We start from the raw sequence: 13048 nt of genomic DNA, 5'->3' as shown, positions 1-13048 counted from the left end.
GATGGCAAGCTGGGTTGTTATCAAAGGTTGCTCCGTTGTAAATACTTAATTTTCTAACTAAAGTTTGGTATAATAAAGGTTATGAATATACAGGAAAAAGAATCACGTTACCAACTCTTACTAGCCCAGTTAGAAGCTCTTTTAGAGGGTGAAAGCAATGCCTTGGCCAATTTATCCAATGCCAGTGCTTTGCTCAATCAAGCCCTACCACATTCGGTCTTTGCAGGTTTTTATCTTTATGATCAAAAAGAGCTGATTTTAGGCCCCTTTCAAGGTCAGGTTTCCTGTGTCCACATTGCCTTAGGAAAAGGCGTCTGTGGAGAAGCAGCAGAGAAAAGAGAGACGCTGGTAATTGAGGATGTGACCCAGCATGCCAATTATATCTCTTGTGACAGTCGCGCCATGAGTGAGATTGTGGTTCCCATGGTCTTGAAAGACCAGTTGCTGGGAGTGTTGGATCTAGATTCGGACCGAGTGGGAGATTATGATGATCTAGATCGCCTTTATTTGGAACGTTTTGTAGCTATCTTGCTTGAAAAAACAAATTGGAATTTTAGGATGTTTGGAGTAGTAGACTAATGTATCAAGCCCTCTATCGTAAATACCGTAGCCAGACCTTTGGCCAACTTGTAGGGCAGGAGGTTATTGCGACGACCCTTCGACAAGCTGTCGAACAGGGGAAAATTAGCCATGCCTATCTCTTTTCTGGACCTCGTGGGACGGGGAAGACCAGTGTGGCAAAAATCTTTGCCAAGGCCATGAACTGCCCCAACCAAAAAGGGGGAGAGCCTTGTAATGATTGCTATATCTGTGAAGCCATTACCAATGGCAGTTTAGAGGATGTTATCGAGATTGACGCAGCCTCAAATAATGGGGTAGATGAGATCCGAGATATCCGCGATAAATCTACCTATGCGCCTAGTTTGGCTCCTCATAAGGTCTATATTATCGACGAGGTGCACATGCTTTCGACGGGAGCCTTTAATGCTCTTCTCAAGACCTTGGAAGAACCAACAGAAAATGTAGTCTTTATCCTAGCAACAACGGAATTGCACAAGATTCCAGCAACCATCCTTTCACGGGTTCAACGCTTTGAGTTTAAATCCATCAAGACGCCAGCCATTCAAGACCACCTAAAAGCTGTTTTGGATAAAGAAGGGATTGATTACGAAGAAGAAGCTGTAGCCATAATTGCCCGTCGGGCAGAAGGTGGGATGCGGGATGCCTTGTCCATTTTGGACCAGGCCCTCAGCCTGACAGCTGGTGCCCAATTGACCACTGCGACGGCTGAAGAAATCACAGGTTCCATCAGTCAAGAAGCCTTAGATCTTTATGTTGCAGCCTTGTCAGCACAAGATGCAACAGCTGCCTTGGACCAGTTGAACCTGATCTTTGATAATGGGAAAAACATGGCCCGCTTTGTGACGGACCTCTTACAGTATTTACGGGATCTCTTGATCGTTCAGACAGGTGGGGAAAATCTCCATGTCAGTGAGCGATTTAATCAGAATCTAGCCATACCACAAGCCACCCTCTTTGCTTGGATTGATCTTGCGACAAGGAGTTTAGCGGATATCAAAAACAGCCTGCAGCCGAAAATCTATACGGAGATGATGACCATTCGTTTGGCAGAATACAAGGGTGAGGGCCCTTCGGCTAGCCAAGTGGCTCTTCCAGCAGATTTTTCAGCACAAATGGACCAACTCAAAAGAGAAGTGGAGTTACTGAAAAGTCAATTAGCTCAAGTAGCAAGTGGGGCTCCTGTAGCCAAGCCCGCACCTGCTCGTCCTCAGAAGTCTAGCAAGGGCTATCGAGTGGACCGTAATAAGCTTCAAGCTATCTTACAAGAAGCAGTTGAAAATCCAGATTTAGCCCGTAACAATCTCATTCGCCTACAGAATGCTTGGGGGGAAATTATTGAAAGCCTAGCAGGGGCAGATAGGGCTTTACTGGTTGGTTCACAGCCGGTTGCGGCCAATGAACGCCATGCGATTTTAGCTTTTGAGTCTGCCTTTAATGCCGAACAGACCATGAAGCGAGATAACCTCAATACCATGTTTGGCAATATTTTAAGCAATGCGGCAGGTTTCTCTCCGGAGATTCTGGCTATTTCAATGGAGGAATGGACCCAGGTTCGGGCGGAATTCTCTAAGAAAGCTCGTGGTCACAAGGAAGAGGCAGAAGTGACAGAAGAGTCAGTCATTCCGGAGGGCTTCGATTTCCTCTCTGATAAAATTATAGTTCAGGAAGACTAGGATGTGCTTTTTACAGAAAATCATGGTAGAATAACAATATGAATAAACGTCAATTTTGGACTATGGCTATCTTTACAGCCTTGGAAACCTATTTTTTTAATGATGCTGTGATGAGGGAAAGCTACCTAGCAGCTATCTTTTGGGCTCTCTTGATATTGAGAAATTTACAAGTCAGCTATATCTTAGGGAAGTTGGTCGAAAGTATCGATCAACAGCTCAATCAGAAAAAACGAGATAAGTATAAAAAATAAGCACCAAGAGGTGCTTATTTTTTATGAGCTGTTAGCTCTGTTTTATAGATCCCACTGCTTGATAGAGATTTCGCCACTGTTGAGCCAGCGTTCTTTGCCGTCCGTCAGTTGGACTAGTAGTTGTCCACTGTCCGAAATATCCTTGGCTAGGCCTTGGTAGCTAGTCTGATTTTGTTCGAAGCGGACTTCCTTACCTAGGACCAGTGAACGTTGCTTGTAGAGGTAGATCAGCTCCTCTTCTGGAGTGGTGAAAAATTCCTTCCAAATCTCAGCAATCAGTTCATTGCGGGAAATGGGAGGCTGGGCACCAAAGAGGGACCCTGCCTTGTCTTTCAGTTCCTTTGGAAAATCAGTGATGGAAAAATTGAGCCCCACACCAATAATGACATCTGTGATGAGGCCTGTTTCGATAGAACTGATGGCTTCAGTCAGAATGCCTCCAACTTTTTTCCCCTTGTAGTAGATGTCATTGACCCACTTGATATCGACATCCAGTAAGGCTAGATTTTTCAGAGCCTTATAGATAGCAGCTGCGACCATGAGGGTATAGGCAGGTGCTTGATCGAAAGGGAGGTTGGGCTTGAGGTGGAGAGACATGTAGATTCCCCCTTGAGAAGGACAGAAGTAGTCGCGCCCAAAACGCCCCTTACCAGCTGTTTGGAAAGGAGCTAGATACAGAGTAGCAGATTGGCCACCCGCTTCCATGGCATTCTTAGCGTCTAACTGGGTGGATTGGCACTGGGGATTATAGGAGACTGTCAATGGACAAAGGTCTTCGATGACTTGGGGGATTAAGAGGTCTCCAGAAAGGATCTTGTAGCCTCGATTTTTAACAGACTCAATCTCGATGCCTTCTTTTTCTAGACGCTGGATGGCCTTCCAGATAGAGGTGCGAGACAGGCCCATTTCCTGGGCTAGTTGCTCGCCGTTGACATAATCCTGGGCTTGGGCCAAAGTTTGGTATAAAATTTCGTGTGTTTTCATAGTTTCTTATTTTCGAAAAGGATGGAAGATCATCCATTCTTGGTACTTTCTCTTAAGGTGAGTTTGGTTCCTAGCATGGTAAGGGTCGGTATTTCTCTCGGAGCTAGGACTTGTTTATTGAGGACGTCCATAGCGGTTCGTCCCATTTCTTCTGTAAAAACAGTGATGGTCGAGAGGGGAGGAAAGACTTGTTTGGCTAAACTGGTATCATTAAAGGAGATGAGTTGGATGTTATCAGGGACCTTGATGCCGGCTTCTTGAAAGGCGCGAAGAGCCCCAATTGCCAAACTATCACTGGCAGCAAAATAGGCATCTGGTAAGGGTGAGCCAGACTGAAGTTGAGAGGAAATGAGGTCATAGCCTGATTGAGCTGTAAAACTACCTGTGAGGATGAGTTCAGGGTGGTAAATGTTTCTTTCAATACAATAGTTTCGATAGGCTCTTCGCCGAGGATCGGGAATACTTTCCAATAGGTCAGTCGTTTTTTCCTCACCGGTTAGGAGACCGATCGTTGTACACCCTTGTTTTCGTAAATAGTGAAGAGCAGTCTGAACAGCATTTTCAAATTCAGTCGTGACACAAGGATGCCCTTGGTTGAGAGTGTTACTATCAACAAAAACCAGAGGCTTGGCTAGCTTTTCTAGCTCGACAATCTGAATTCTACTAAACTTTCCAATACAAATGACCCCAACAACTTCCTCCCCTAATCGAAAGGGAATATCATTGAAATAGCGTAGGATGCCATAATCGAGATCCTGTGCTCTTTTTTCAATGCCTAAACGGATGTTGTAGTAGTAAAGGTCGTCCAGCTCTCCTTCTTCACTTTTCCATTGGATGATGACAATTTGTTGTTTTTCTTTCTTAAAGTTCCCACTTTTCTGATGTCTGGTGTAGCCTAGTTCGTCAGCAACGGTCAAAATTCTGTGGCGGGTTTCCTCCGTTACAGAAAGACTAGTATCTTGATTCAGCACACGTGAAACAGTGGCGATGGATACGTTAGCGAGACTGGCAATATCCTTTAATGTAGCCATAAGTTTTCTCCTTCTGTCTTCTAGTATATCATAGCTTTGGCCTGGTTAGTGTATTTTACTAAAATTTTAGTAAATTAATTGATTTGCTTGATGAAAAGGGTTACACTAAAAATAAATAACTATATAAGTGAGGTAATCTCAATGAATACTCTAGAACTTCGGAACGCTTTTCAAACAGTCTTTGGAGCAGAAGCGGATCATACTTTTTTCTCACCAGGGCGGATTAATCTGATCGGTGAACATACTGACTATAATGGAGGCCATGTCTTCCCAGCAGCTATCACACTTGGTACCTACGGAGCGGCCAGAAAGCGTGAGGATAAGGTCTTGCGTTTCTTCTCAGGAAACTTTGAAGACAAGGGGATCATTGAAGTCCCACTTGAAAACCTTCAGTTTGAAGAGGAGCACAACTGGACCAACTATCCAAAAGGTGTTCTTCATTTCTTGCAAGAAGCTGGTCACACCATTGATGTGGGGATGGATGTCTATGTCTACGGGAATATTCCAAATGGATCTGGTCTCTCTTCTTCAGCCTCACTAGAGATGCTGACGGGCGTCATTGCAGAAAGGATCTACGGTTTGACAGTGGATCGGGTGGACTTGGTTAAAATTGGAAAACAAACAGAAAACCACTTTATCGGGGTCAACTCTGGCATCATGGACCAGTTCGCGATCGGCATGGGAGCTGACCAACGGGCCATTTATCTGGATACCAACACCTTGGAATATGACTTGGTGCCCCTTGATTTGAAAGACAATGTCGTCGTGATTATGAATACCAACAAACGTCGGGAATTGATTGATTCAAAATACAATGAACGCCGTGCGGAATGTGAAACAGCTGTCTCAGAATTGCAAGCCAAACTAGACATCCAAACCTTGGGTGAATTGGATGTCTGGGATTTTGATACCTATAGCTACTTGATCAAGGATGAAAATCGCATCAAACGAGCTCGCCATGCTGTACTCGAAAACCAACGGACTCTCCAAGCTCGTAAGGCTCTGGAGGAAGGAAATTTAGAAGCTTTTGGCCGTTTCATGAATGCTTCCCACGTATCATTAGAACACGATTATGAGGTAACTGGACTTGAATTGGACACCTTGGTGCATACGGCTTGGGAACAAGAAGGTGTGCTTGGTGCCCGCATGACAGGAGCCGGCTTTGGTGGGTGTGCCATCGCCCTTGTCAACAAGGATAAGGTCCAAGACTTTGAAGAAGCTGTCGGCAAACGTTATGAGGAAGTTGTCGGCTATGCTCCAAGCTTCTACATTGCTGAAGTAGCAGGGGGCAGTCGCGTCTTAGATTAGGAGAGAGGAGACAAAATGCCACAAGGAATTCTAGATGCATTTGTCACAGCCGTCATTGCGGCGAGTGACTACGAAGAGATGGATCGGATTTATCTAAAAAATCGCATCATGAGTCGCGTTGGAGAAGAAGGACTAGATGGACCAGCCCAAAAAGAAGACTTGATCGCGCTCAAAGATCAGCTGGTAGAGATTGCGGTTGCGAATAATATGATTCAAGATAGCATGGCCGCCAAGGACAGCCTAGGTGCGGAGTTGATGGATTGGATCACACCTAGCCCTAGTCAGGTCAACCATCTTTTCTGGGAGACCTATCGTCAGTCTAAAGAAGACGCGATTGCTGATTTCTATGCCCTCTCTAAGCGCAATGATTACATCAAGGTAGAGGCCATTGCGCAAAACATTGCCTTTGAGGCAGAAACTCCCTACGGTTCTCTTGAAATCACCATCAATCTGTCAAAACCTGAAAAAGATCCTAAAGACATTGCGGCGGCCAAACTTGCCAAAACCAGTCATTATCCAGCCTGCCAATTGTGCTTTGAAAATGAAGGCTATCAAGGTCGCCTAGACCATCCAGCTCGGGCCAATCACCGGATTATTCGCTTTGATATGGACGGTCATGACTGGGGCTTCCAGTATTCCCCTTATGCCTACTTCAATGAACACTGCATTTTCCTTGATAGCCAGCATGTGCCCATGGCCATTAGTCGCAAGACCTTTGAGCGACTTTTGACCATTGTTGAGACTTTTCCAGGCTATTTTGCGGGGTCTAATGCAGATCTGCCCATTGTAGGGGGATCCATCCTGACTCATGACCACTACCAAGGCGGACGGCACACCTTCCCTATGGAGCTAGCTCCTGTTGAGGAAAGTTTTACCATTGAGGGCTTTGAGGCTGTATCGCTAGGGATTGTCAACTGGCCCATGTCGGTTCTACGTTTGCAATCAGACGACAAGGAACAATTGATTGCTCTGGCAGACCATATCCTTACAGCCTGGCGTGGCTACTCGGATCCAGCCGTTCAAGTCTTAGCGGCATCCGACGGTCAGCCCCACCATACCATTACCCCCATTGCACGAATTCGTGATGGGCATTATGAACTGGACTTGGTGCTCCGTGACAACCAAACCTCACCAGAGCATCCAGATGGTATCTATCACCCGCATGCAGATGTGCAACACATCAAAAAAGAAAATATCGGCCTGATCGAAGTCATGGGGCTAGCGATTTTGCCACCTCGTCTTAAGGAAGAACTCAAGCAGGTCCAAGACTATCTACTTGGACGTGAGAGCACGGTAGCGACCTACCACCAGCCTTGGGCAGATGATTTGAAAGCCACTCACCCATCCCTCACAGATGAAGCAGAGGCAGAAGCCCTTGTCCGTAAATCAGTCGGTCAAATCTTTGCGCGGGTGCTGGAAGATGCTGGTGTCTACAAGCGAACAGCAGAAGGCCAGACAGCCTTTAGACGCTTTGTTGCGACACTTTAAGTGTGGAGAAGAGGCAGAAATTTGGTACAATAAGAGAGAAAACAAAGAAGCGAAAGGAAAATAAATGGCAATACTCGTACTCGGAGGAGCTGGCTATATCGGTTCCCACATGGTGGACCGTTTGGTCAATGAAGGACAGGAAAAAGTCGTCGTGGTCGATAGCCTGGTCACAGGCCACCGTGCAGCGGTGCATCCAGATGCGGTCTTTTACCATGGAGACCTGGCGGATCAAGACTTTATGCGCAGGGTTTTTAAGGAACATGCAGATATCGATGCGGTCATCCACTTTGCGGCCTACTCACTGGTTGCTGAATCCATGGCAGATCCATTGAAATATTTTGACAATAATACAGCAGGCATGGTTAAACTCTTGGAAGTCATGCATGAATGTGGGGTGCACTACATCGTCTTTTCTTCAACTGCTGCCACCTACGGCATTCCAGAAGAAATTCCGATTCTTGAAACCACTCCGCAAAAACCAATCAACCCTTATGGCGAAAGCAAGCTCATGATGGAAACCATCATGCGTTGGGCTGATCAAGCCTACGGCATCAAGTATGTGCCCCTTCGTTACTTTAATGTTGCGGGTGCTAAGCCTGACGGATCTATTGGGGAAGACCATGGACCAGAGACCCATCTCTTACCGATCGTCTTACAAGTGGCCCAAGGAAAACGCGAGAAGATCTCTATTTTTGGAGATGACTACCAGACACCAGATGGCACCAATGTTCGGGACTATGTCCATCCATTTGACTTGGCGGATGCCCATCTTTTAGCAGTGGAGTATCTGCGTAATGGCAACCCATCTACTGCCTTTAACCTGGGCTCGTCGACTGGATTCTCCAATCTTCAAATCGTAGAAGCAGCCCGCAAGGTGACGGGACATCCAATCCCTCTGGAGATTGCAGATCGTAGACCAGGAGATCCAGATACCCTGATCGCGTCATCTGAGAAGGCGCGTGCCATCCTCGGCTGGCAGCCAAAATTTGACAATATCGAAACCATTATCCAAACAGCCTGGGAATGGCATTCCAGCCACCCAGATGGCTACAATGATCGATAAGTAGGGGACTGCGAACATTATTTTTGAGACTTTTCTAATAACATCTAAAACGACAGTTGATCCTGCTAAATGACTCGTTTCAGATGTCAGTCATTTCCCTAACCATCATAAAAAAGTGAGGTATTCAAAATGAATAAAACCACAAAAATGTTAGCCGTCTTCTTGACAGCGGGTCTTCTTTTAGCTGGTTGCGCACAAAAAGAGAGTACAAAATCTACTAGTCCATCGTCCACTAAGGCGACTAGTAAAGCAACAAGCAAATCATCCGCTAAAGAGAAGACAAAAGAGTCATCAACGGATGAAAGCCAAAAAGAGGATGCACTAGCAGGTGCTCAAAAAACGGTTCTTGAATCGAGTGATGAAGCAGGTAAGTCCACTGTAACCTTGTATTACAAGGGAGATACCTTGTTAGTACAAGAAAAAGTTGATGATTACGACGTCTCAAAAGTTCCTGGTGAAAACCCTCTTGAATCCATGAAAGAAGCCGTTGCTAAGAGCCAAGAAATGTTCAAAGATTTGATGGGACAAGGATTTGAACTAACATCAGAATACAAAGATGGAATCTTTTATATCCGCAATACCATTGATTACACAAAAATCGATTTTAATAAATTAAAAGAAATCGTCCCAGGCTTTAATCCCCTAGATGACAAAACAGTTAGTTATTCAGTAACGAAAGAAAGTCTCATTAACAGTGGTATGGTCGAAAAATAATGTTTTGATATTCTAATCGGTCAGATTTTTCGCTTTGCTAAGGCTAGTGATGACCAAATCGTGAACAAGGATTATGTCTTCCAAGCAATAATGAAGTGGTCGCCTTGATCAAGCAACATATCGAAAGTCAGGACAATCTGGGTCGTCGAGAGCAAAAGGACCCAAATTAGATCAAAATGAAATGGAATAAGAAGGTTTTACACAAATCATCAGGTGTAGCCTTCTTTTTTGGTATAATATAAAGAGAAAAGTACAAATGTCAAGGATGGCACAAAAGGAGAAGCTTATGAAACGAAAAGAGAAGTTAGGAGCCTTTATTCTCTTACTAGCAGGACTTATTACGGTTGGTTGTAGCAAACGAACTCCTCGACATTCTAGTCAGTTGAATAACAGCGCGGAAACAACGACTTTATCATCTTCTAGTAAAAAGGTCACTAAAAAAGAAGTAAAAAAAGATTACAAGAAGTTGTACCAGCCTGTATTTGAGGATTATCAAAAGATTTTGACCTCGCCAAAGGATACAGCAAGCATCGCAAGTCTCTCTCAAAGTTTACATGCAACTGAGCGTCCAATCAATAGTTGGGCAATCGAAAATGCGGTTAACCAGGCAGATGAAATGCGTTATGCCTTTGCAGATTTAAATAACGATGGGATAGAGGAACTTCTGATTGCGGACCTAAATTTGAGTGGCAAATATTTCTTAACCGGCCTATATTATTTGAAAGCCGAGAAACCAGTCCTTTTAGCTGAAGGATTTACTGCTGGTCATGGTGGAGCAAGAAATGCAGTCCTTGTCTATAAAGGAGGAGAGGTACTGGAGCTTAGCTGGTCCTCAGGTACGGGTCAAGGTTATGGAACTCTTTATCAGCTTAATGCTAAGCAAGAGCAAGCGACTATACTCCAAGAAAAAGAGATTCAAATACAAGCAAATGATATTGCTGCTGATTTTGGAAAAAATGCATCGGATCAAATTGACTTAAGAGGCCTCGATTGGCAGGAATTTGAAGTTCCAAGTCGTTCATCTAAGTCAACAACTGAGCAAAAAGCACCATGGAATCCCAACAAATCTGCCAAGCTAGAAGCTTTTATAAAGGACTGGGGGGAAAAACTAGGACAACCCAATTACCAAAAGGGGATCGCAGGAGGAGATGTCGGTACTGACCACCTCTATACACTTAGGGATGATGGACCAAGTGAGAAAATGAATGCTGAGTATACGGATACAGGTCTCGGAAATGCCCAGTACCGAATAGTAGAGCGTTATAGCAATTGGGATAAGTACCCGGATGTTCATAGTTACTTCTTTGCGATAACCAATACAGGAGAAGCGATTGTCTTTCATTCACCGACGACTAATGGTGGAGTCATGTACTTAAAACAAACAGAAAATACAGAAATCCAAGCGGAGTTTAAACGTTTGGTAGAAGAAGAATAGTTCATCATAATGAAGAGTTTGGCCTTGGCCAAGCTCCTTTTCTTATATATGATTTTAAATCAAAATCGTTGACAGATTTAATATCTAGCATTACAATGTTATAATAATGATTACACTCTTATAAAAAGTGAGATAAGGATCTTAGCTTTTAAGGAGATGGTGAGGAAGAATATGATTGAATACAAACATGTAGCCTTGCGCTACACGGATAAGGACATTTTAAAAGATGTCAATCTCTGTATTGAAGATGGAGAATTTATGGTCTTGGTAGGACCTTCAGGATCTGGAAAAACCACCATGCTCAAGATGATCAATCGTCTTTTGGAGCCGACAGATGGCAATATTTATATGGACAGAAAACGCATCAAGGACTATGACGAACGAGAGTTACGTCTTTCTACTGGTTATGTTTTGCAGGCCATTGCTCTCTTTCCAAATCTAACTGTCGCTGATAATATTGCTTTAATTCCAGAAATGAAAGGGTGGACTAAAAGCCAAATAGCCTCTAAAACAGAAGAACTCTTGGACAAGGTTGGTCTGCCTGCTGCAGAGTATGCAAATCGCAAGCCAAGCGAGTTATCGGGTGGGGAGCAACAACGTATTGGCATTGTGCGGGCCATCATTGCAGAGCCAAAGATTCTATTGATGGACGAGCCCTTTTCAGCCTTGGATGCCATTTCTCGCAAACAGCTACAGGCTCTCACCAAAGACTTGCACAAAGAATTTGGTATGACGACTATTTTCGTGACTCATGATACGGACGAGGCCTTGAAATTAGGCGATCGGATTGCGGTGCTACAAGAAGGAGAGATTGTGCAGGTGGCGGATTCTGATACCATTCTAGCCCAGCCAGCAAACGACTTTGTTGCGGATTTATTTGGAGGTGCTCACCATGTCTAAACTAGTTGCAACCTTTCAAGAACGTTTTGGAGACTGGCTCGCTGCACTAGGGCAACATTTGCAACTGTCATTACTGACCTTACTCCTTGCTATTTTTCTGTCGGTCCCTCTAGCTATTTATTTAAGTACACGCAAGAGAGCCAGCAACTGGGTTTTACAGCTAGCTGGGATCTTCCAGACCATTCCTTCCATGGCCCTTTTGGGGCTCTTCATTCCCATCATGGGAATTGGAACACTTCCTGCCTTGACAGCTCTCGTTATCTATGCCATTTTCCCCATCCTTCAAAATACCATCACCGGTTTACAAGGGATTGACCCAAGCCTTGAAGAAGCGGGAATCGCCTTTGGGATGACCAAGTGGGAGCGACTCAAGAAGTTTGAGATTCCCTTGGCCATGCCCGTCATCATGTCTGGGATTCGGACAGCAGCTGTGATGATTATCGGGACGGCTACCCTAGCTGCCTTGATTGGAGCAGGGGGACTCGGTTCCTTTATCCTTCTGGGGATTGACCGCAATAATGCCAGTCTGATTTTGATCGGCGCCCTATCTTCTGCCTTCTTAGCCATTGCTTTTAACCTTCTTCTCAAATGGATGGAAAAGGCCAAATTGCGGACCATCTTTGCGGCCTTTGCGGTCATGATCCTGGGATTGGGAGCTAGCTATACACCAAGTCTTCTTCCCAAACCGGAAAAAGAAAACCTGGTCATTGCTGGGAAGTTAGGGCCTGAACCGGAAATTCTAGCCAATATGTACAAGATCTTGATCGAAGAAAAGACAGACATGACAGTGACTGTTAAACCAAATTTTGGCAAGACCACCTTCCTCTATGAGGCTCTGAAAAAAGGGGATATTGCTATCTATCCAGAGTTTACAGGGACCGTGACCGAAAGTCTCCTCAAGCCGGCGCCGCAAGTCGACCATGATCCAGAAGCAGTCTATCAAGCGGCTCGAGATGGGATCAAGAAACAAGACAACCTGGCCTTGCTCAAACCCATGGCTTATCAAAATACCTATGCTGTCGCAGTGCCCAAGAAAATTGCCCAAGAGTATGGCCTCAAGACCATTTCAGATTTGAGAAAGGTGGAAGGACAACTTAAGGCTGGATTTACCTTGGAGTTTAATGACCGAGAGGATGGGAACAAGGGCTTGCAGAAAGTTTACGGACTCCATCTACAAGTCTCCACCATGGAGCCAGCCCTTCGTTACCAGGCTATCCAGTCCGGTGATATCCAGGTCACAGATGCTTATTCAACGGATGCCGAGCTTGCTCGCTATGACCTCGTGGTCCTCCAAGATGACAAGCAACTCTTCCCGCCATATCAAGGGGCTCCCCTCATGAAAGAGGCTCTTCTTAAGAAACATCCAGAATTGGAAGGGATTCTCAACCAGTTAGCTGGTAAAATCACAGCAGAGCAAATGAGCCAGATGAACTACCAAGTCGGAGTAGAAGGCAAGTCAGCTAATCAAGTGGCACGTGATTTTTTGATTCAGGAAGGGATCATCAAGTAATAATGCGAATTTTAAATTGAAAAAAACTTTATTTAAGTTACTTACCTAGGATTTCTCTATGAACCTGATCTATTTAATGCTTAAAGGTTACTAAGAAGGAGAAAAACGG

At 44.7% G+C, this 13048-nt stretch carries 12 protein-coding genes; 10 read left to right on the top strand and 2 right to left on the bottom strand.

Annotation, left to right across the window (positions count from 1 at the left end):
• Positions 1 to 81 precede the first annotated feature (81 nt).
• Genes HMPREF9421_RS08225 through HMPREF9421_RS08215 form a run of 3 tightly spaced genes read left to right on the top strand, consistent with a single transcriptional unit; the run spans position 82 to position 2506 of the window.
• Entirely contained in the window at positions 82 to 579 is a 498-nt protein-coding gene (locus HMPREF9421_RS08225) for a GAF domain-containing protein (RefSeq protein WP_006596554.1), read from the top strand.
• The gene (gene dnaX / locus HMPREF9421_RS08220; RefSeq protein WP_006596553.1) at positions 579 to 2255 is read left to right on the top strand and encodes a DNA polymerase III subunit gamma/tau; all 1677 of its coding nucleotides are present in this window, start codon (positions 579 to 581) and stop codon (positions 2253 to 2255) included. Before HMPREF9421_RS08225 ends, dnaX begins: the two co-directional genes overlap by 1 nt.
• 38 nt (positions 2256 to 2293) lie before the next feature.
• Entirely contained in the window at positions 2294 to 2506 is a 213-nt protein-coding gene (locus HMPREF9421_RS08215; protein WP_006596552.1) for a DUF3272 family protein, read from the top strand.
• Between the two features lie 42 nt (positions 2507 to 2548).
• Here the strand turns inward: HMPREF9421_RS08215 and birA are convergent, their stop codons facing one another.
• Positions 2549 to 3490 carry a bifunctional biotin--[acetyl-CoA-carboxylase] ligase/biotin operon repressor BirA gene (birA, locus tag HMPREF9421_RS08210; RefSeq protein WP_006596551.1) on the bottom strand — a complete coding sequence of 314 codons (942 nt, stop codon included), beginning with the start codon at positions 3488 to 3490 and terminating at the stop codon, positions 2549 to 2551.
• Between the two features lie 29 nt (positions 3491 to 3519).
• Positions 3520 to 4521, bottom strand: coding sequence for a LacI family DNA-binding transcriptional regulator (locus tag HMPREF9421_RS08205; RefSeq protein ID WP_006596550.1), 1002 nt, complete (start codon positions 4519 to 4521; stop codon positions 3520 to 3522).
• A 141-nt stretch (positions 4522 to 4662) separates the two neighbouring features.
• Here HMPREF9421_RS08205 and HMPREF9421_RS08200 point away from each other — a divergent pair, with 141 nt between their 5' ends.
• From HMPREF9421_RS08200 to HMPREF9421_RS08170, 7 genes are all read left to right on the top strand, one after another.
• Positions 4663 to 5829 (top strand): galactokinase, encoded by a 1167-nt coding sequence (locus tag HMPREF9421_RS08200; protein WP_006597142.1) that lies wholly within the window; start codon positions 4663 to 4665, stop codon positions 5827 to 5829.
• Positions 5830 to 5844: 15 nt separating this feature from the next.
• Positions 5845 to 7317 (top strand): UDP-glucose--hexose-1-phosphate uridylyltransferase, encoded by a 1473-nt coding sequence (galT, locus tag HMPREF9421_RS08195; protein ID WP_006596548.1) that lies wholly within the window; start codon positions 5845 to 5847, stop codon positions 7315 to 7317.
• A 64-nt stretch (positions 7318 to 7381) separates the two neighbouring features.
• On the top strand, positions 7382 to 8380 hold the full coding sequence (gene galE, locus HMPREF9421_RS08190; protein WP_006596547.1) for a UDP-glucose 4-epimerase GalE: 999 nt from the start codon (positions 7382 to 7384) through the stop codon (positions 8378 to 8380).
• 129 nt (positions 8381 to 8509) lie between these two features.
• Entirely contained in the window at positions 8510 to 9094 is a 585-nt protein-coding gene (locus tag HMPREF9421_RS08185; RefSeq protein WP_006596546.1) for a DUF1307 domain-containing protein, read from the top strand.
• 286 nt (positions 9095 to 9380) lie between these two features.
• Positions 9381 to 10529, top strand: coding sequence for a DUF4767 domain-containing protein (locus tag HMPREF9421_RS08180; RefSeq protein WP_006597137.1), 1149 nt, complete (start codon positions 9381 to 9383; stop codon positions 10527 to 10529).
• Between the two features lie 171 nt (positions 10530 to 10700).
• The gene (locus HMPREF9421_RS08175; protein ID WP_006597138.1) at positions 10701 to 11429 is read left to right on the top strand and encodes an ABC transporter ATP-binding protein; all 729 of its coding nucleotides are present in this window, start codon (positions 10701 to 10703) and stop codon (positions 11427 to 11429) included.
• Positions 11422 to 12939 (top strand): ABC transporter permease/substrate-binding protein, encoded by a 1518-nt coding sequence (locus HMPREF9421_RS08170; RefSeq protein ID WP_006596543.1) that lies wholly within the window; start codon positions 11422 to 11424, stop codon positions 12937 to 12939. Before HMPREF9421_RS08175 ends, HMPREF9421_RS08170 begins: the two co-directional genes overlap by 8 nt.
• The last annotated feature ends 109 nt before the right edge of the window (positions 12940 to 13048 follow it).

The organism is Streptococcus australis ATCC 700641 (genome assembly GCF_000186465.1).
GTDB classification, from domain to species: Bacteria; Bacillota; Bacilli; order Lactobacillales; family Streptococcaceae; genus Streptococcus; species Streptococcus australis.
This window is presented reverse-complemented; position numbering and strand designations above follow the sequence as displayed.

Excerpts from the sequence above, each read along its gene's own strand:
- dnaX (WP_006596553.1), top strand. The coding sequence starts at position 579 with ATGTATCAAGCCCTCTATCGTAAATACCGTAGCCAGACCTTTGGCCAA.
- HMPREF9421_RS08185 (WP_006596546.1), top strand. The coding sequence starts at position 8,510 with ATGAATAAAACCACAAAAATGTTAGCCGTCTTCTTGACAGCGGGTCTT.
- birA (WP_006596551.1), bottom strand. The coding sequence starts at position 3,490 with ATGAAAACACACGAAATTTTATACCAAACTTTGGCCCAAGCCCAGGAT.
- HMPREF9421_RS08205 (WP_006596550.1), bottom strand. The coding sequence starts at position 4,521 with ATGGCTACATTAAAGGATATTGCCAGTCTCGCTAACGTATCCATCGCC.
- galT (WP_006596548.1), top strand. The coding sequence starts at position 5,845 with ATGCCACAAGGAATTCTAGATGCATTTGTCACAGCCGTCATTGCGGCG.
- galE (WP_006596547.1), top strand. The coding sequence starts at position 7,382 with ATGGCAATACTCGTACTCGGAGGAGCTGGCTATATCGGTTCCCACATG.
- HMPREF9421_RS08215 (WP_006596552.1), top strand. The coding sequence starts at position 2,294 with ATGAATAAACGTCAATTTTGGACTATGGCTATCTTTACAGCCTTGGAA.
- HMPREF9421_RS08175 (WP_006597138.1), top strand. The coding sequence starts at position 10,701 with ATGATTGAATACAAACATGTAGCCTTGCGCTACACGGATAAGGACATT.
- HMPREF9421_RS08180 (WP_006597137.1), top strand. The coding sequence starts at position 9,381 with ATGAAACGAAAAGAGAAGTTAGGAGCCTTTATTCTCTTACTAGCAGGA.
- HMPREF9421_RS08225 (WP_006596554.1), top strand. The coding sequence starts at position 82 with ATGAATATACAGGAAAAAGAATCACGTTACCAACTCTTACTAGCCCAG.
- HMPREF9421_RS08200 (WP_006597142.1), top strand. The coding sequence starts at position 4,663 with ATGAATACTCTAGAACTTCGGAACGCTTTTCAAACAGTCTTTGGAGCA.
- HMPREF9421_RS08170 (WP_006596543.1), top strand. The coding sequence starts at position 11,422 with ATGTCTAAACTAGTTGCAACCTTTCAAGAACGTTTTGGAGACTGGCTC.